This window comes from Nonomuraea sp. 10N515B, assembly GCF_052245915.1.
Lineage (GTDB): Bacteria > Actinomycetota > Actinomycetes > Streptosporangiales > Streptosporangiaceae > Nonomuraea.
In genome coordinates this window covers 26538-44974 of record NZ_JBQQBQ010000070.1, presented here as the reverse complement: position 1 = coordinate 44974, position 18437 = coordinate 26538, and the positions used below count along the sequence as shown (strand labels likewise).

Sequence of the window (18437 nt, the reverse complement as noted above, 5' to 3'; positions counted from 1 at the left end):
CCGCCACCGCTATCAACCTCACCCGCATCGACGCCTGGCAGCAAGGTCACCGGCCCGAGCCCACTCGCGTCTCACACCTATGCCGCCTTCTCAAAGCCCACCCCGAATGAGAGATCCGCAACGGGGTCATTCATGGAGAGGAGCACGTCAAAGCTACATCGAGCGGCATCTCGGCGATGCGCGCCTGTCACCCCAGTCGATCGCCGTCGCGCACCACATCTCACCGCGGCAGCTGTACAAGCTGTTCGCCGAGGAACACCAACCGGTGGCCGAGTGGATCAGGACGCGGCGGCTGCAGCGCTGCCGCCACGACCTGGCCGACCCCACGCTGGCTGCCCGCCCGGTCGCCGCGATCGCCGCCCGCTGGGGCTTTGCTAGCGCCACCCACTTCAACCGCCTCTTCAAACACGCCTACGGCATGCCACCCGGCCAATACCGGCTCATGCACGCCCAGCACACGGCTGCGCGCCACCTGCTCCTGCTGCTGGTCTGAGCCCAGGACCTGGGCCGGCGGCCTGACCCTGGGCCTGTTCGGCGGGGCGGCCTTCGCCCTCGTCGCATGGGTGCCGCCGACGCGGAGCCGCAACGGTAGCCGTGCCTGCTGGGGGCGGGACGGGCAGGTGGTTCAGGGCGGGGCGGTGGCGGCCGGACCAGGTGACGTACTCGTGGTCGCGGATGGCGAGCAGGAGGTCGAATTTCTTGGCGAGAAGTCCTGGTGTAGTCGAGGCCGGAGCCGGTGACGGCCGCGGTCATGCCCGTCAGTGAGGTCGACTTCACCGACGTCGAACTGGCTGCTTGATCACCGGGGCGTTGGTGCCGTTGACGAACGTGCTGGGGCCGGGTCCTCGATGTGGTGAGGACAGGGCGGACGGCTGCTGGTGGTCTGGGACGATTCTGAAGCATGGCGCGTGGTGATGGTGGCGGCAGGGACGGCAGAGGCGAGCCTGAGTGGCGGCCGGTGGCCGACGTGGACATGATGACCGTGGTCGTCCTGGAGCAGCTGGGCGCCAACCGCGAGCAGCTGCAAAGCCTGGAACCGGCGCGGCGAGCCCCGCATCTGCTGGACGACCACACCGTTGAGCGGATCAAACAGGTGTTCGGGGTGCAGCGCGATGACTTGTGGCTGTGGGTGGAGACCGGCGAGCGCTGGCAGGCCCAGGACCTGAACGCGGCCGAGGCCGCGAAGGTCGACCAGTACGTGGCGGCGGTGGAGGCGTTCGCGGCGAGCAACACGGTCATCCTGTCCCGGACGCGTCGCCGGTGCGGGTCCGCCACCCGCTCACGGCCGACGACACGGATGAGGCCGTCGTGGCCGTGGCTGACAGGGCTGGTGGTGGGCATGGTCGCCCCGGGCGAATGGGACATCGTGGTCACCGATGACCGCCTCGTCGAGGGGTTGGACGTCGGCGGGAACCCGGTGTACCCGGTCTGCCGCCGCGCGGGCGAGGCGATCCGCCTGCGATAGGTCCTCGGCGCGTTCAGCCGTCCCCAGGGCGAGGTGCCGCCAGCACTCGACAGGGTCTCGCCCATTAATCACTCGACACCCCTTCCGAGCTGCGGGAAACTCCTCGCGATGACGCAACGAACCGATACGCCTCCCACCTGGGACGAGCGCACGCAGCTGACCACCTTCCTGGACTACGCCCGTGACACGGCGCCTCGCCCGCATCGTCTACAACACCCTCCAACCCGACAAAACCGTCCAGCCGACTGCACTCCCGGCAGCGGCTTGACATAGGAGCTACGCATGTCACTGGTGGGCAGGGAGGTCGAGCAAGCGCGGATTCAACGCCTGCTGACAAATGCATGCGACGAACGCAGCGGCGCGCTGGCGCTGCGGGGCGCAGCGGGCATCGGGAAATCGGTTCTTCTCGACCACGCTGTGTCGATCGCCGAAGCCGAGGGCAGCATGCATGTGGTCCGCGGAGCAGGGGTCGAGTCCGACTCCGAGCTGGCGTACGGCGGCCTGCACCAACTCTTGTTTCCTCACTTGGATCGGTTGGACGCCCTCCCCGCTCCCCAGGCCAGGGCACTGCGTTGCGCCTTCGGCCTGTCAGAGGGAGACGAAGCCAACCGGTTCCTGATCTCGGCCGGCACCCTGTCGTTGCTCGCCGATCTGGCCGAGAATGCCCCGCTGCTGTGCGTGGTCGATGACCTGCAATGGCTCGACCAGGGTTCCGTGGAGGCGCTGTTGTTCGCGGCCCGCCGCTTCGTGGCCGATCCGATCGCGGTGTTGTTTGCGGTGCGCGAGACGTCGGTGCCGTTCGAAATCGCAGGCGTCGAGGTCGTGGATCTGTCCGGCCTCGCCGCGCCCGATGCCGCCCGACTGCTCGACGACCACGCACCGGAACTCATCGAACCGGTGCGGACCCGGGTCCTCGCAGAGTCCGGCGGCAATCCCCTGGCGATCATCGAGCTCGGGTCGTCGCGGCTCGCGGCAAACGATGTCGACGAGTCCGACCCGGCCGAGCAGGTCGGCCCGCTGCCGGTGACCCGCCGCGTGCAGGAGGCTTTCCGCCACCAGATCGTGGGGCTTCCCGACCCCACCCAACGCGCGCTTCTGGTGGCGGCGGCCGACATGGCGGCGCCTCTTACGACGATCCTGCACGTGATCGAATCCCTCGGTGGCGCCGCTGGCGACCTGGCTCCCGCCGAACGCGACCGGCTGGTCTGGATCGACAGCCAGATCACGTTCCGCCACCCCTTGGTACGGGCAGCCGCCTACCAGGACGCGCCGCTGCACCGGCGGATCGAGGTACACCGCGCGTACGCCGAGGCGCTGCGCACGGACGCCGATGCCGACCGTCGGGCCTGGCACCTCGCTGCTGCCACCACCGCCCCCGACGAGGCTGTGGCCGCCGAACTGGAAGGCGCGGCGGAGCGGGCCTGGCACCGAGGCGGCGCGATGGCGATGTCCGCTGCCTACGACCGCGCCGGTCGACTCAGTGCCGACCGGGAGCTGAAGGCCCGGCGTATCGCTCGGGCCAGCCAGGCCGCGTTCGATGCCGGCAAGGCCGACCGCGCCGCCCGGCTGGCGGCCGAAGCGCTCTCGCTCACCACCGACCCCGGCATCCGGGCCGCGGCCATCTATACCCGTGGCGCCGTGGAGTACGAACGCACCTCGCCGCGGGCCGATGCGGAGCTGACGATCGAAGCCGCCGCGTTGGTGTGCGACACCGATCCGGAGCGCGCCGCGCTCACACTCTACGAGGCTGCGCACGCCGCCCGGCACGGAGCGGCGCACGACCTCCTGCAGCGTGCGGCGGATCTGATGCACGGGTTCACCCCGCCGGAGCACTGGGCACCCGTTGTCGCCGCCCTTCTCGGGTGGGCGGAGCTCTTCGCCGGACGCCCAGAGCTGGCCGTTGGCCCGATGCGCGATCTCCACACCGCCACACGCGGCGGCGGGAACGACCTGATTCATCGCATCACGGCCGGGTTCGGCGGGCTCATGATCGCGGACGACGACAGCGTCATCGCCGGGACCGAGGACATGCTGGCCGAGGTGCGGGCTTACGGGGCGTTGGGGTGGGTCCCGTACACCCTGAACGTGCTCGCGGTGGCGCGGCTGTTCCGCGGCGAGTTCGCGGACGCCCGCGCGTGTGTGGCGGAAGGCGCATCCGTGAGCGACGAACTCGGGAACACGACCGAGAGCCTGGCACACCGGTCGGTGGAGGTGTGGTTACACGCCGTGTCGGGTGACGAGGCACGCTGCCGAGCTCTTGCCGAGGAGGTGCTCCCGCGCGCCCGAGCCCGGCACCGGGTTAATGCCGAGATCGCGGCCTGGGGTCTCGGCATGCTCGACCTTTCCGCCCGGCGGTTCGGGGAAGCACTCGACCGGCTCGAGCGAGTGTCCCGGGGACCTGCAAGCCGCGACCTCCTGGTCCGGGCGGTGCCGGATCTGGTGGAAGCAGCCGTGCGCAGCGGCATGCCGGATCGCGCCCACGGACCACTGGCAGCGTTCCGCCACTGGGCTGAGTACGTCGACCGCCCGGTCGCCACCGGGCTCGTACTACGCTGCCGGGCCTTGCTGGCCGACGACGGCGACGCCGATGCGCTGTACGCCGAGGCGCTGCGGCTCCACGAGCGGCACGGCGGCCCCTATGAGCGCGCCCGTACCCAGCTGGTCTACGGCGAGTGGCTGCGCCGCCGGCGCCGCCGTACCGAGGCCCGCGCCCATCTCGCGGCGGCGGTGTCCGCGTTCGAGCGCCTCGGCGCGGGGCTCTGGGCCGAGCGTGCGCGCGGCGAGCTAGCCGCCTTCGGCGAGCGGGGCGATGAGCCTCAGCGCAGCGGCCCGCTCACCCTGTTGACCCCGCAGGAACTGCAGGTCGTACGGCTGGCCGCCACCGGTCACACGAACAAGGAGATCGCCGCACAGCTATTCCTCAGCCCACGGACCGTCGGCCACCACCTCTACAAGGCGTATCCGAAACTCGGCGTCACCGGTCGCGCCGAGCTGACCGACCTCGTCTGGCCCGCCGTTGGCGAGCCCTGATCGACCGGATGCGCATGTCGGGGAGCGTGGATGCAGTGGGTCAGACCTGGCCCCAACGGCCCCAGGTCCTGTGGTCACCCGCTGAGACCGTCATCCGCTGGAGGTTGCAGGCGAAGATCCCGAGTCCGACCCAGGTCCGTGCGCCTGCGTGATGGCGTAGGCGGGTGCGGCGCAGTCCGAACCCCCGCTTGAGGTGGCTGATGCGGGCCTCGATGCCCACGCGCCAGTTGCGCAGGGGGCGGAAGGCTCGACTCTGCTCGTGTTGTCGGCGGGTCTTGCTCAGCGTGCCCCCGCGTTGCCGGCCTATGTGTCTGACGCCGAGGTCGGCGAGGGCTTTGTCGTTGGCGGCGGTGCCGAAGCCTCGATCGCCGGCCACCGTTGCCGGGATGCGGCCGGTGGCCTTGACGACGTGCTCGACGGCGGGCAGGAGCTGGCCAGCGTCTGCCGGGTTGCCCTTGTTGACCTGATGGAAGGCGATGAAGCCACGATCGTCTTCGGCAAGCAGAGCGGTGTAGCCGAACTGGGTGGGGTGCTGAGGCTTGCCTTTGCGGATGGGGCGGGCATCGGGATCGGCCGGCGACACCATCCAGCCGGGGATGGTGCGGTTACCTGTCAGGCGCTGCGCGGTCTGACTCAGCAGTCGCTCCACCCCAGCGACCGTCTGCGCCAGGTCATTGACCAGACGGTTGAGCCGACCCGACGGCCGCCAGGATGCGGCACGGCGGGCATTGCGGATCACCTCGGCCACGTCGGTGAGCGTGTGGATGGCGATGGTGGCGATCTCACCCGTGAGCCGGTCGATCTCTCCCAGTGCCTGGCCGGTGCGGCGCCGCAGCGTACGACTGATCTGCTTGATCCGCCGCCCAGCCACGCGGCGGCGGTCGCGAAAACGGGTCCGACGGGCCGCTCCAGCGGCCTTGATCCGTCGCACCAGCCCGTTCAGTTTGCGGACGCCGTGCTCCAGCAGATCGGCGTCGGTGGGTGGTCGACGTCGGCCTCGACCACCGTGGTGTCGATGCGCAGCTTGCGGGCGCGCAGCAGCCGATCCTGGGCGAGTTTGCCGACCAGTGCCACGTTGAGCTGGTCGAACACTTCCGGCCCCGCTCGCCGGACCAGCTTCATCAGCGTGGTCGGATGCGGTACCCGCCCGTCCAGCGGGACACGGCAAAACCGGCGCAAGCTGATGGAATCGGCGACCTCCCGGCATAGCGACTCATAACCCAGCTGGTAGCGGTGTTTGAGGTACAGCAACCGCACCAAGCTGGTGACGGACACCGACGGGCGGCCCAACCGGGCGTGGAACATGCTCCGCCACGGCGCGATGAACCGCTCATCATCGAGGTAGGCGTCGATCCGGGCTAACTCCTGCGGCAGTCGCGTCACCTCCTCGGGCAACAGCGCTCCCGCAACGCGATCTGTCGCCCCGAGACACCCCGGGGACTTCTTCAGGGGCAAGTAGCTAGTGGCCGACGCCAGTCATCGGTTTCCCGGACACCGGTAACGATGACCGATGCGTCACTGGGGAGCCCCCGCCTAGCGTTTCCAGCGTTCAGACAGCGGTCGTCGGCCGCAACGCTCGAATTCGTCAGAAACAACCATCGAGAGCAACGCCCACGACGAGGAGACGACAATGACAAAGTACTTTCTGAGCCTCCCCCACGACTCCGCCGAGGAGCCGACGATGGAGGGCATGGACCCCGCGGAGCTGCTGGAGATAATGGCCGCGGTCGATGCGTTCAACACCGCCCTTCAGGAGGCGGGCGCGTTCGTGTCCGCTGGAGGCCTGCACCCGCCGTCGAACGCGACCACGGTGGACTACTCCGGTGATAGCCCCGTACTCACACCAGGCCCCTTCGTCGAGGCCGAGGAGTACCTCGGCGGCTTCTGGATCATCGAGGCCGAAAACGACGACGTCGCGATCGAATGGACCAAGCAGGTCTCGCGGGCGCTGCGAAGCAGGATCGAGGTACGTGCCCTCCAGGAGGAACCCGCTGCCTGACGGTCCGGCCGGCGACACATCAACGGCCCGAAGGCATGCGGCTTCGCTCTGATCCGACCGGGTTGGTAGATGCCACTGGAACCGTGCTTGCTCGCGAAGGCGACATCGTCTACGTGAAGGGTGGGACCGTTAACTCGCGCAACGCCGGGCCGGTCAGCACCCGTAGGGTCCGGTGCACGCTCACGACGAGCAACGGTCAGAACCATTGGATGGTCCTCGGCGAGGTGACGTGAAGGGCGCACCTCCCGAGGAAGATCTGGAAATCGAACGGGTTCTGATCAGGACCGGCGTTCGCGTGCCGTCACCCAACCTGCTGCGCACCGCCGGCCAGCGGACCCCAGACGCCCAGCCACACCCGACCAGCAGGACAAGATCAACTCAGCGAGCGAGACTCACCACGCAGGCTGATCCACGGATCGAGGCTAATAGCGACCCGGCCGGTCTCCCCAGACAACGTGCGCTGGTTCGCACTCCACGCCGGGAACGACGACAGCGCCGCGAGGGAGTCGGCTCGGAAGCGATGCCAGACAAGGTCACTGCTGTACCGCGCGCTTTCGCCGGTCGGATCACGCTTGCGACCCGTAGCGGATAGCCCGCCTCGTTCTTCAACGGCCACGCCGGCCGCACCGCGTCACGCAAGCCAATGACACCCAGGTATTGGGGTCAGCACAGCCCCTGGTCACCCCATGGCGGCCCGGTCGTGCCCGCCGCGGCCACCGAGCCACCTACTCCGCGTCGGCGCCCACTCGAGCACCCACACCAACCCCCGCTCCACCTACCCGAAAGGTCAACGCTATGGCACTCCCGTTCGACCTCCGAAGGGTGCAGAGGAGAACCCTGATCCTCCTCATGGTGAGCCAGGTCGTCGGCAGCATCGCGGTCGCGCTCACCTTCGCCGTGAGCGGGATACTGGCGGCCGAGTTGGCCGGCTCCTCCGGCGCTGCCGGCCTGGCTCAGGCGACCCTGATCCTGGGTGCTGGGGCGGCCTCCTACCTGCTGGCACCATTGATGAACAGGAAGGGCAGGCGCGGCGGACTGGCTGCCGGCTACCTGATCGGCGCCATCGGCGCAGGTACGTGTGTCGTGGCCGCGACCACCGAGAGCTTCATTCTCCTGATCGCCGGCATGGGCGCGCTCGGTGCATCATCGGCGTCAACGAACATTTGCCGATACGCGGTCACCGACCTCGCCCCGGAGGACCGCCGCGCCACCACGCTGTCGATGGTGGTGTGGGTCGCCACGGTGGGTGCGGTGCTGGGGCCCCTGATGGTCGGCCCGGCCCAGGCCGTGTCCACACGGCTCGGCCTGCACCCGCTGGCGGGGCCGCTGCTGGTCGACATGACCGGCGCACTCATCGCGGCACTGGTGATCTTCAGCCTGCTTCGACCCGACCCACTGATCGTCGCCCGAACCTTGGGACGGCCGGCTGGCCACCAAGCCGAACGCCACCGTGTGCGACCTCAGCGTCACGCCTCCCCACTCGGCCCGGGTATCGCAGCACTGATGCTCGCCAACGCCACCATGGTGGCCGTCATGGTCATGACGCCGCTGGAAATGCACCACCAAGGCGCAGCCCATACCGCCATCGGCGCTGCCCTCTCAGCCCACTTCCTCGGAATGTACGCGTTCGCCCCCCTGTCCGGCATCCTGTCCGACAGAGCCGGAGTGCCAACGGCATTGGTTACGGGAGGGGCCGTGCTGCTGGTCTCACTCGTGGTGCTGGTCGGCTGGTTCGGGCAGAGCCCGTTCACGCATGGACTCGGCCTCTTCCTGGTTGGCCTCGGCTGGTCGGTGTGCACCGTGGCGGCCTCATCGCACATCGCCGCATGCTCGATGGGCGACACCCGCATGCAAGGCGCCACCGACACCGCCATGACACTCATGGCCGCGGCCGCAGCCGTAGCCGCGGGGCCGCTCATGGCGCTCTGGGGCTTCAATGGCCTGCTCGCCCTGGCCGCGGTGATGTCGACCGGGATCCCGCTGGCTGCGCACCGGATCCAACCCCAAAAGGCACCACTTGCGACGCCGGAGGGTTTGATCTCGAGAACACCGCATCTCCCGCTGCGCCGCGCAGCCGCGCGGTCTCTCCAGACCCTGGGCGTTCTGTCCCATCCAGGCGCAGACCAGATCGCACCTGGACTGAAAGGAACGGACCATGACCGAACCTGAACGCAACGCCCCAGCAGCGCAGCGTAGAGGCGGGCCGGATCAGGTGGATCCGCCAGACCCTGCGGACGCCTACGACGCCGAACTACGCGCGCACAACGCACGGCTGCGCACCGCCACAGGTGTCCACGCCGGCGACCCGGACTCGACATCGGCTGCGGCACCGGACAAACGACCCGCGACGCCGCCCGGACCGCCGCGCCCGGGGCCGTGCTTGGCGTCGACCTCTCCGCCGCAATGCTGCGGCGTGCCCGCGCACTCACTGCATCCGCAGATCCCGTCACCGCGTTCACCAACATCGCACGGGCGCTGCGCACTGACGCACGCCTGGTGATGCTCGTCTGGCAGAGCCGGGAGCGCAATGAGTGGGCATCGGCCCTTTACGCGGCCCTCGGAACCTCCGCACAAGAATCCAGGCTCCCTGCAACGCTCGCCCCATTCACCCTCGCCGACAAGTCGGCCACCTCGGTCATCCTCGGCCGCTCCGGCTTTCACAACATCACCTTCGGCGACGTCCACGAACCCATGGTCTTCGGCCCGACACCGCCACCGCTTTCGAACACGTGCACGCCTTCCAGAACATCCAGAACGCCCTTGCAAGCATGAGTCCGCCCGATGCCGCCCAGGCCCGGGCACGACTGCGGTACACCCTCCAGACCCACCACACCAGCGGGGCGGGGGTCGTCTTCGACTCACGCGCATGGCTCATCACCGCTCACCGCACCGACAGCGGCCAACCCACCAGCACCCGACCCGCCACGACCAATAGGAACGCACCATGACCAAGCAAACAGTCACCATCGACGGGATAGACCTGTGCTACGAGGCGTTCGGCGACCCGGCCGATGCCACCGTGTTGTTGATCGCCGGCGGAGCACAGTCGATGATCTGGTGGGAAGAGGGGTTCTGTACCCGGCTCGCCGAGGCGGGTCGCCACGTCGTGCGTTACGACCACCGCGACACCGGCCAGTCGACCAGCTCACCGCCCGGGCGCCCGTCGTACACCGGCCACGATCTGGCCACCGACTCGCTGCGAATCCTGGACACCCTGAGAGTGAGTCGCGCACACCTGGTCGGGCTGTCGATTGGAGGCGCCATCGCCCAGCGCATCGCCCTCGAACACCCCGAACGGGTGATCACCTTGTGCCTGGCCTCAACCAGCCCTGCCGTCCCGGCCGAGCACGATCGTAAGCTCCCGCCGCCGAGTCCACAGGTGATGGCCACGTTCACCGATCCCGGACCCGAGCCCGACTGGACCGACCGGGACGCAGTGGTGGCCTATCGGGTCGAGGCTGAACGGCCGTACGCGGGAAGCCTCGGGTTCGACGAGCCGCTCTTCCGACAGCTCGCCGCCCAGGAGGTCGATCGAACCCGGGACATGGCCGCCTCGATGACCAACCACTTCATCCTCGACGACGACACCCCGACCGGCTCCCGGCTCGACCAGATCACCGCCCCCACCCTGGTCCTGCACGGCACCACCGACCCGATGCTCCCCCTCGAGCATGGCCAAGCCCTCGCCGCCGAGATCCCCGGCGCGCAGCTGGTCCCCCTCCCCGGCGTCGGGCATCAACAACCGCCACGAGAACTCTGGGACCTAGCCATCGCGGCAATCGTCAAGCACACCGAAGAAGGCTGAAGCCCATGTTCCTCGCCGAACAACCCGGGCGGATCCATTCGCCCGGGTTGTTCGGCAGGTCACTTCAGTGCTCGACCAGCCCGTGCCTACGACGGCGTATCACCCCACCTCGACGCGGCGGCGGCCCGACCCCTGATAGCAGGCGACGTGACGAGGTCCGGAGCCCTCCGCCCTGCACTGAACAACCCCTACCTGACCCAGTCCAGCGAGCCACAAGACAGCGGCGTCGCCGACCTGGCATCGCCACAGGTGATGCATGACCGGGAATAGCGTCTATCACCCTCACCGCAGCAAGAAAGGCAACGAGCCATGAGTACATTCGCGCTCATCCACGGCGCCGGCGTCGGCGGAGGCTGGTTTTGGCACCTCGTAGAAGCCGAACTCCGATCCCTCGGACACACCACTGTCGCCCCCACACTGTGGACCGGCGACGATACGGCGACCTTAGACGACTACGCCGACACCGTCGTCAACACCATCGACACACAGGATGAGCTCTTCGTTGTTGCACATTCGTTCGGCGGGTTCACCGCACCCCTGGTCGCCGAACGTCTCCCCACCGCCGGACTCATCTACGTCACCGCCATGATCCCCCGGCCCGGCGAACCGCCGGCCGACTGGTGGAGCAACACCGGACACCCGGAGGCTGTTCGAATCCAGGCCGCCAAAGACGGTGGCCTCACCGGCTCCTCCGACCCATACGTCGGCTACTTCCACGACGTGCCCCAGCATCTGGCCGACCAGGTGTCGAGTAGGGAACCGCCCCCGCCCTCCAACTCCGCCTACTACGAGCCCTGGCCCCTCGACACCTATCCGACCACGCCAACGCGATACATCCTCTGCACCGAGGACCGGCTGTTCCCCGCAGCATTCCAGCGCCAACTTGTACGTGAGCGACTCGGAATCACCCCCGACGAGATCGCGAGCGGCCACTGCCCTGCCCTCAGCCACCCCACAGAGCTCGCAGCAATGCTCAACACGTTCACACCAGCCCGCAACGAAGCGTCCGGCATCGGCTGACCATGTCTGCTCGGACCACGAACCCGGCGAGCGTGCTGCATCACACCCAGGGGACTGACACCGGTTCGCCCTCGGAACATCCGAACGAGTCTCGAACAGGCCTGAGCCGGCCATGCTGAGGAATCCGCAACCCCCGCAACCGGTCACCCAGCCTCGCCACGAAGGGCCGACACAACGCCGCCACTTGGCGCAGACAGTTGCACTCACGCGGGCCGCACCTGCACGATCACCGCCGCTAGCGACCGAGTACCCAGCCGCAAACGAGGAGCAGATCCCTGACAAGCACGGCCGTCCAACGCCGTGAACGCCTCGACCGAGCGAACAGCATCCGGGGCGCCGGCCTATGCCAAGAAGGAAGACCCACATGTCCACTGACGACACACACCACCTTGATGGGCCGTTGTCTCGACACAACGTTCACGGCGGCGACGGGGACCGTGACAGCGGGTATTCTCGCGTTCGGGTCGGCGAGCCCGGCAGACTCGGCTGCACCCACGCAGGGCCCACCAGCAGAGTCGCGCTGAAGGTCAACGGCGTACTCGAGAACATCGAGGTCGACCATCGCACCTCGCTGCTGGACCTGCTGCGCGAGCGGCTCGACCTCACCGGCACCAAGAAGGGGTGCGACGCGGGCGCCTGTGGTGCCTGCACGGTGCTGGTCAACGGCGACCGCGTCAACGCCTGCCTCACCCTGGCGGTTCGACTGCAGGACGCCGAGATCACGACCGTGGAGGGCTTGGCCACGGCCGACGATGATCTCCATCCGCTGCAGCAGGCGTTCATCGACCACGACGCATTCCAGTGTGGCTACTGCACACCTGGGCAGATCATGTCCGGCATCGGTTGCATCCGTGAAGGGCACGCAGGCTCCGCCGAGGAGATCCGCGAGTGGATGAGCGGCAACATCTGCCGCTGCGGCTGCTACGTGAATATCGTGCGCGCGGTCGAGCAGACCGCCCACGGGACATGAGACGCGGCCACCGTGTATCCCTTCTCCTACACCCGGGCCTCCGACACCCGAAGCGCGCTCGCGGCCGGCCGGCGCGGCGGGCGTTACATCGCCGGCGGCACCACTCTGGTCGACCTGATGCGCGAAACCGTCGAACGCCCCGAGACACTGGTCGATATCAGCGCGCTGCCGCTGCGCGAGGTCACCGTCACCGAGCGCGGGGGCCTGCGCATCGGTGCGCTGGTGCGGATGGCCGAGGCCGCCGCCCACCCCAAGGTGCGCGCCCTCTACCCGGTCATCTCCCAGGCGCTGGAACTGAGCGCGTCCGCCCAGTTGCGCAACATGGCCACCATCGGCGGCAACATCATGCAGCGCACCCGGTGCACGTACTTCCGCGACGTGACCGCGGCCTGCAACAAGCGAGAGCCTGGCTCCGGGTGCGCCGCGTTGCAAGGCTTCAACCGCACCCACGCGATCCTGGGCACCTCCGACCAGTGTGTGGCCACGCACCCCTCCGACGTCGCCGTGGCCTTCGCGGTACTGGAGGCGAGGGTGCACCTGCTAGGCCCGGACGGGGCACGCAGCGTCGCCTTCGCGGACTTTCTGCTGCGGCCGGGCGGCACCCCGAACCGTGAACAGGCCCTGCGGCAGGGCGAGTTGATCACTTCGGTGGAGATCCCCGCCCATCCGCGTCCGCTGAAGTCGGGCTACCTCAAGGTACGCGACCGGCAGTCGTATGAGTTCGCTCTCACCTCCGCGGCCGTCGCCCTGCACCTCCGCGGCGGTGTGATCCACGAGGCGAAGGTCGCCGCCGGCGGAGTCGGCACCGTGCCGTGGAAGCTGCCCGCGGTAGAGCGGCACCTCATCGGCGAACGCCCCTCGCAAGCGCTGTGGACACAGGCCGCGGAACGAGCGGCGCACGCAGCCCGCCCCCTGGAGCACAACCGCTTCAAGATCGAGCTCCTCAAACGCACCGTCGAACGCCAACTGCGCATCGTAGGAGGTACCCCGTGAGTCCGCAGCCGCAGGAAGCCGTCGGGGCGCCGCTCTCCCGGGTGGACGGCCGTCTGAAGGTCACTGGCAAGGCGCTGTACGCCGTCGACCACGACATCGACGCAGCCGTGCACGCGGTCGTCGTCGACAGCAGCATCGGCCGAGGCCGCATGACCGGCATCGACACCCGCGCGGCGCTCGCCCAGCCCGGCGTACTGAAGGTGATCAGCCACCTCAACGCTCCCACGCTGCCCTACCAGCGCAACCCGCTCCCGCTCAACCCGCCGGGCGAGCGACTGCATGTCTTCCAGGACGACAAGGTCCTCTTCCACGGGCAGCCGGTCGCCGTCGTAGTGGCCACCACACTGGAGGCCGCCCAGTACGCCGCCGGCCTGGTGACGGTGACGTATGACGCCCAGCAGCCCTCGACCGACATGGCCGACGCGCCGGCCGGCGAGCCCCAGACCTACGCACGGGGCGACGCGGACAAAGCGCTGGACTCCGCCGCCGTACACATGGAGATGACCTATCGGGCCGCCCGCAACCACCACAACGCGATGGAGCCGCACGCCACCACCGCCCGCTGGGACGGCGACAAGCTGACCGTCTGGGACAAGACCCAGTGGGTGTACGGCACGCAGATGGAACTCGCCACGGTGTTCGGTATGGCGGTGGAGTCCGTGCGCGTCATCTCGCCGTTCGTCGGCGGCGGGTTCGGCAGCGGGCTGCGGACCTGGCCGCACGTCATCATCGCGGCCCTGGCCGCTCGCGAGACCAGCCGCCCGGTCAAACTCGCTCTGACGCGCAGGCAGTTGTACTTCGGGACGGGCTTCAGGCCCACCTATGAGTACTCGGTGCGCCTGGGCAGCGACCGGCGCGGGCGCCTGACCGCGATGGTTCACGACGTGCGCGCCGAAACGTCGAGATACGAGACATTCATGGAGTCCGTCCTCAGCCCCGGGAAGATGCTGTACAGCATGCCCAACGTCCGCCAGGCATACCGGACGGTGCCACTGGACGTGAACACCCCGCTGTACATGCGCGGCCCCGGATACACCACCGCCTCCTACGTCATCGAGTCGGCGATGGACGAACTCGCCCACAAACTGGGCATCGACCCGATCGAGTTGCGGCTGCGCAACGAACCCGATGCCGACGAGTCCAGCGGGCTGCCGTTCTCCACCCGCAAGCTACGCGAATGCTACGCCGTCGGCGCCCGTGAGTTCGGCTGGCACCGGCGCAATCCCAAGGCGCGTGCCACCCGTGACGGCGACTGGCTGATCGGCACCGGCATGGCCGCCGGCGTCTACGACACCGTCCGCAAGGACGCCCAGGCGTCGGTCAGGCTGGACGCCGACGGCACCGCACTGGTCCAGTCCGCGGCCAGCGACATGGGCCCGGGCACCTACACCTCCCAGACCCAACTCGCCGCCGACGCCCTCGGCCTGACGATGCGCGACGTGACGTTCCGCCTCGGCGACTCCCTCATGCCACCTGCCCCGCCGCACGGCGGCTCCTGGACCATGGCCAGCGTCGGATCGGCCGTCCAGGACGGCTGCGACAAGCTGCGGCAGCAAGCCATCGAACTCGCCGTCAAGGATGAAAAATCGCCGCTGCACGGCGTCGATCCCGGCATGGTCGTGGTCTGCGCAGGCCGGCTGCATGTCAACGACAACCCCGCACGCGGCGAGACCTACCAGCAACTCCTGACCCGCAACAAACGCACCCATCTCCAAACACTCGGATCCTTCACCCGGCCCACAGGGCCGGAACGGTTCTCCCTATACGCCTACGGCGCGACGTTCGCCGAGGTCGCTGTCGACGCCCGACTGGGTCTGGTGCGGGTGCGGCGGATGCTTGGCGTCTACGACGCGGGCCGCATCGTCAACCCCAAACTCGCCGACAGCCAAGCCCTGGGCGGCATGGTCGGCGGTATCGGCCAGGCCCTGCTGGAGCACACGGTCACCGACCACCGCGACGGCCGCATCGTCAACGCCAGCCTCGCCGACTACCTCGTCCCCGTCAACGCCGACATCCCCAGCCTGCGGGCGATCTACCTCGACGGCGACGACCGCAAGGCCGACCCCATCGGCGTCAAGGGCCTGGGAGAGCTCGTGCAGATCGGCGTGGCGCCCGCCATCGCCAACGCAGTCTTCCACGCCACCGGCCGCCGCGTCCGCGAACTGCCCATCACCGCCGAGGCCCTGCTCTGAGCACAAGGGCGCCCCTCTGACCGTTCAGGGGACGGGCCGCGCGGCCCGCCGCCGGACACCAGGGCCATCGCCGTGTCGCCCACCCTCGACGACACGGGCGGCGGCTCCGGACTGTTCGACGGCACCGGGCTCGCGGCGGGTTGGCCAGCCGTACCACGCCGTCTTCGCTCGACTCCCTTGTCGGGAAATGCCGGCACAGCGTCGCGAGTCCTCCCTGACACGGGCACGTTTTGCGGTACTTCTCCTGCGGCACGACGTTCTGCCACTCGTCGGGGTGGCTGTGGGGCGCCTGTGCGCCGGCCACCTGGAACCGCAACCGCGCCGCGATCAACTCCTGGCTCACCTGGTGCCGCACTATCAAACGCTGGGCCGCACCATCGGTGCCGGCCGAGTCCGAACGCCGCAAGGAAGCCCCGGACGAGACGGGGCCGTAGCAAGACGACCTTGCACCGGCTACTGTACGCCGCGACATCCCGCTACGGGAGAAGACCCTGTGGCGGATGCTTTACGAAACGGCCGCCAGAGCAACGGAGATTCTCGCGCTCAACGTCGAAGACCTCGATCTGGACAACCGGCGTGCCCGCGTTACTTCCAAGTGGGGCGCGATCGAGTGGGTGTACTGGACAGCGGGACCGCCCACTTGCTGCCCCGAATGTTGCGCCTGCCGGACGGCACCGCCCCCACCCGTGGTCCGCTGTTCTTGTCCGCGCGTCGCCCAGTCCCTGCACGCCACCCCCCGCCGCGAAAGACATCTGCCCGCGCACGGGCCCGGCTCGGCTCGGCTCGGCTCGGCTACGACCGTGCCCGCGTGCTGCTCGACAAGTACGTCGGACTCGACCTCCACCAACTCCGGCACAGCGCCGCCACCCATCTCGGCGACGCCGAAGTCCCACTCCAGCTCATCATGAGCAAGACCCAGCACAAGAACCCGCGCACCGCCATGCGCTACGTCAAACCCGGCGCCGAGGCCATCGCGGCCGTCACCACCCACCTCGCGCCGCCCCGCCGTACCCACTGACCAGCTCTTTTCCTGGAGAGAAGGGGCACTGTCCCTTTCTTCCATACTTGGTCTGCCCCCTACTACACCGACCCCGACGGCAACAGAGTCGAGCTCCACGTCGACAAGTACGGCGACAGCTGGACCTCCATGGAACACATGCGCCACTCCCCCACTTCGCCGCCAAGCCCATCGGCCACTTCATCGACCCGGACAAAGCTGCTGAAAGCCCGGCAGGCCGGGGCGTCCCCCTCGGAGCTGAGCAAGCCTGCATGGCGCGATGAGTTCGCAACTCGACGCCGATCTTGCCCGGTTCGCCGCCGCACTCCTCGACGTTGAACGGCGCCTCGCCGACCGGATCGACGATCTGATCGCGCGGCGTGACACGCCGCAGACGAAAGGCCCCGGCATCCTCGGAGCGAGGATGCCGGGGCCTAAAGCGATGCCACACGTGGCTGACTGGTGGAGACCTCGGTCACGGAGGACTGAGGCAGGGTTCCCCACCAGGCAGGCATGATCAGCGACGATCGACGGTCTCGCAGTCGCCGGAAACCTGCGGATCCGTCAGGTCCACCTTGATGATGTCGTTGCCCGTGCCGCAGCTCAGGTCCGGCTTGTCGGCCTTGGAGCCGTCGGCTCCCGCGGCCTCCGTGGCCCAGATCTCGTCGTCGTTGTTGCCGCCGCGCAGCGCGTCGGCGCCCTCGCGGCCGACGATCCAGTTCTTGTTGGAGTTGCCTCGCAGTGAGTCGTCGAAGTCGCTGCCGAGCAGGTTCTCCACGGTCGTGTCGATGTTGTCGTGGTCCTTGTTCAGGCGGCCGTCGTCAGCCTGGTCGTCCATGTCGACCAGCACACCGGAGGTGCTGAATCTGAAGTCGGCCGTGTCGACGTCGTCACCGCCGTTGAAGGTGACGTTGGTACCGGTGGAGGTGGAGGCGCCGAAGTAGGTGTCGCGGCCCGCCCCGCCCTCGATCCGGGTAGTGAGCGACGTGTCCACCCGAACCTCGTCGGGGCCGCCGCCGGTCATCAACTTGATGACCTTGATCGACGTACTGACCTCGCAGACGACCTTGTTGGAAGCTCCGTTCCGGCGGCATCCAGTGCCGGGTTCAATCCCCGTGCCGGTGGTGTCTTCCAGGGTGACGATCCTCCCGGCGCTTAAGCTGACCAGCTTGATCTTGTTCGCGAAGTCGCTGCCCTCGTAGTAGAGGTCGTTGATGCTGGTGACGTAGGCCGTGGGAGTGGCGGCGTGGCTGGGGGTGGCCAGGGCGCCGGCCAGCGCGGCGGCGGCGAGGGTCGGCAGCGCCAGTCGAGCCAGGTGCTTGGTGATACGCATGGTGCCTATCCTTTGATAGTGGTGGAAATTGCCGATGGATCTCCGTTACGGGACGAAAAGCTCCACCGGCTGTTCGCGACCATTCAAAGGGCACTCAAGCGTTCCTCAATACGTCAAACGGCACACAGGTTATGTGCTGTGCCACACTGCGCATAAGCTCCCCATAGACCTCAAGGGGCCCGGCACTGGATTCCCCATGAGCTTGGAGTTCCTGAGTCGTCTGTACCCTCCACTGCGGTGCCGGCCGATCGCTGGGCCGCCGCGTCGTCAGCGCCAAGGCATGCGGTTCAGGCACCCTTGATGAGCTGGCCCTTGTTCGCGCTGGTTGCCCTTCTGCGTCGGTGATCCAGGATGACGCAAGCCATTTCGCCGGCGGACCAGGCTGGGAAGGTCCGGCGGTCACCGTTGCTCCTGGGCGGCGAACAGCTTGTTCCTGCCGGCGCAGGCCTCGGCGCAGAGACTCCAGCGGGATGTCTCTCCCGTGGCGTGACGAAAGGCGAGTCCGCCAAGATCGCATGAGGGCCACGATGCCCATGTCCTGGTGAGCACGGTCATGAGTGGCTTTTACGTATTGAATTCGCCGTCAAATCTCGGCGAAAAAAGAAGAATATGTCATAGTTTGTCATGATTTGG

General features: G+C 68.2%; 14 protein-coding genes and 1 pseudogene. 13 read left to right on the top strand and 2 right to left on the bottom strand.

Features of this window, described 5'->3' with window-relative positions; all coding sequences use genetic code 11:
- Positions 1-106: 106 nt before the first annotated feature.
- The 3 genes from ACTWQA_RS50270 to ACTWQA_RS50260 all read left to right on the top strand — a co-directional run bounded on the left by ACTWQA_RS50270 (position 107) and on the right by ACTWQA_RS50260 (position 4495).
- The gene (locus ACTWQA_RS50270; protein WP_443165930.1) at positions 107-493 is read left to right on the top strand and encodes a helix-turn-helix domain-containing protein; all 387 of its coding nucleotides are present in this window, start codon (positions 107-109) and stop codon (positions 491-493) included.
- A gap of 408 nt (positions 494-901) precedes the next feature.
- On the top strand, positions 902-1465 hold the full coding sequence (locus ACTWQA_RS50265) for a hypothetical protein (protein WP_443165929.1): 564 nt from the start codon (positions 902-904) through the stop codon (positions 1463-1465).
- A 282-nt stretch (positions 1466-1747) separates the two neighbouring features.
- Positions 1748-4495, top strand: a complete 2748-nt coding sequence (locus tag ACTWQA_RS50260) for a helix-turn-helix transcriptional regulator (protein ID WP_443165928.1) — start codon at positions 1748-1750, stop codon at positions 4493-4495.
- A gap of 40 nt (positions 4496-4535) precedes the next feature.
- Here ACTWQA_RS50260 and ACTWQA_RS50255 read toward each other — a convergent pair.
- A pseudogene (locus ACTWQA_RS50255) lies at positions 4536-5944 on the bottom strand (ISNCY family transposase).
- Positions 5945-6125: 181 nt separating this feature from the next.
- On the opposite strand from ACTWQA_RS50255, the gene ACTWQA_RS50250 reads away from it, so the two are divergent.
- The 10 genes from ACTWQA_RS50250 to ACTWQA_RS50205 all read left to right on the top strand — a co-directional run bounded on the left by ACTWQA_RS50250 (position 6126) and on the right by ACTWQA_RS50205 (position 16492).
- The gene (locus tag ACTWQA_RS50250; protein WP_443165927.1) at positions 6126-6494 is read left to right on the top strand and encodes a YciI family protein; all 369 of its coding nucleotides are present in this window, start codon (positions 6126-6128) and stop codon (positions 6492-6494) included.
- Positions 6495-7289: 795 nt separating this feature from the next.
- Positions 7290-8663 (top strand): MFS transporter, encoded by a 1374-nt coding sequence (locus ACTWQA_RS50245; RefSeq protein WP_443165926.1) that lies wholly within the window; start codon positions 7290-7292, stop codon positions 8661-8663.
- Positions 8664-8810: 147 nt separating this feature from the next.
- On the top strand, positions 8811-9266 hold the full coding sequence (locus ACTWQA_RS50240; RefSeq protein WP_443165931.1) for a class I SAM-dependent methyltransferase: 456 nt from the start codon (positions 8811-8813) through the stop codon (positions 9264-9266).
- Between the two features lie 172 nt (positions 9267-9438).
- Positions 9439-10299, top strand: a complete 861-nt coding sequence (locus ACTWQA_RS50235) for an alpha/beta fold hydrolase (protein WP_443165925.1) — start codon at positions 9439-9441, stop codon at positions 10297-10299.
- Positions 10300-10608: 309 nt separating this feature from the next.
- The gene (locus ACTWQA_RS50230; RefSeq protein ID WP_443165924.1) at positions 10609-11319 is read left to right on the top strand and encodes an alpha/beta hydrolase; all 711 of its coding nucleotides are present in this window, start codon (positions 10609-10611) and stop codon (positions 11317-11319) included.
- A gap of 364 nt (positions 11320-11683) precedes the next feature.
- Complete coding sequence (locus tag ACTWQA_RS50225) at positions 11684-12289, top strand: (2Fe-2S)-binding protein (RefSeq protein WP_443165923.1); 606 nt, start codon at positions 11684-11686, stop codon at positions 12287-12289.
- Positions 12290-12301: 12 nt separating this feature from the next.
- Complete coding sequence (locus ACTWQA_RS50220; RefSeq protein ID WP_443165922.1) at positions 12302-13282, top strand: FAD binding domain-containing protein; 981 nt, start codon at positions 12302-12304, stop codon at positions 13280-13282.
- The gene (locus ACTWQA_RS50215; protein ID WP_443165921.1) at positions 13279-15474 is read left to right on the top strand and encodes a xanthine dehydrogenase family protein molybdopterin-binding subunit; all 2196 of its coding nucleotides are present in this window, start codon (positions 13279-13281) and stop codon (positions 15472-15474) included. Before ACTWQA_RS50220 ends, ACTWQA_RS50215 begins: the two co-directional genes overlap by 4 nt.
- A gap of 230 nt (positions 15475-15704) precedes the next feature.
- A complete protein-coding gene (locus ACTWQA_RS50210; protein WP_443165920.1) occupies positions 15705-15908 on the top strand; it encodes a hypothetical protein in 204 nt (67 codons plus the stop codon).
- A 374-nt stretch (positions 15909-16282) separates the two neighbouring features.
- The gene (locus ACTWQA_RS50205; protein ID WP_443165919.1) at positions 16283-16492 is read left to right on the top strand and encodes a tyrosine-type recombinase/integrase; all 210 of its coding nucleotides are present in this window, start codon (positions 16283-16285) and stop codon (positions 16490-16492) included.
- Positions 16493-16988: 496 nt separating this feature from the next.
- On the opposite strand, the gene ACTWQA_RS50200 is transcribed toward ACTWQA_RS50205, so the two are convergent.
- A complete protein-coding gene (locus ACTWQA_RS50200) occupies positions 16989-17804 on the bottom strand; it encodes a hypothetical protein (RefSeq protein WP_443165918.1) in 816 nt (271 codons plus the stop codon).
- Positions 17805-18437 lie beyond the last annotated feature (633 nt).

What these genes read in the sequence shown, in the direction of transcription:
- ACTWQA_RS50270 (WP_443165930.1), top strand. Translation starts at nt 107, where the DNA reads ATGAGAGATCCGCAACGGGGTCATTCATGGAGAGGAGCACGTCAAAGC.
- ACTWQA_RS50265 (WP_443165929.1), top strand. Translation starts at nt 902, where the DNA reads ATGGCGCGTGGTGATGGTGGCGGCAGGGACGGCAGAGGCGAGCCTGAG.
- ACTWQA_RS50260 (WP_443165928.1), top strand. Translation starts at nt 1,748, where the DNA reads ATGTCACTGGTGGGCAGGGAGGTCGAGCAAGCGCGGATTCAACGCCTG.
- ACTWQA_RS50250 (WP_443165927.1), top strand. Translation starts at nt 6,126, where the DNA reads ATGACAAAGTACTTTCTGAGCCTCCCCCACGACTCCGCCGAGGAGCCG.
- ACTWQA_RS50245 (WP_443165926.1), top strand. Translation starts at nt 7,290, where the DNA reads ATGGCACTCCCGTTCGACCTCCGAAGGGTGCAGAGGAGAACCCTGATC.
- ACTWQA_RS50235 (WP_443165925.1), top strand. Translation starts at nt 9,439, where the DNA reads ATGACCAAGCAAACAGTCACCATCGACGGGATAGACCTGTGCTACGAG.
- ACTWQA_RS50230 (WP_443165924.1), top strand. Translation starts at nt 10,609, where the DNA reads ATGAGTACATTCGCGCTCATCCACGGCGCCGGCGTCGGCGGAGGCTGG.
- ACTWQA_RS50225 (WP_443165923.1), top strand. Translation starts at nt 11,684, where the DNA reads ATGTCCACTGACGACACACACCACCTTGATGGGCCGTTGTCTCGACAC.
- ACTWQA_RS50200 (WP_443165918.1), bottom strand. Translation starts at nt 17,804, where the DNA reads ATGCGTATCACCAAGCACCTGGCTCGACTGGCGCTGCCGACCCTCGCC.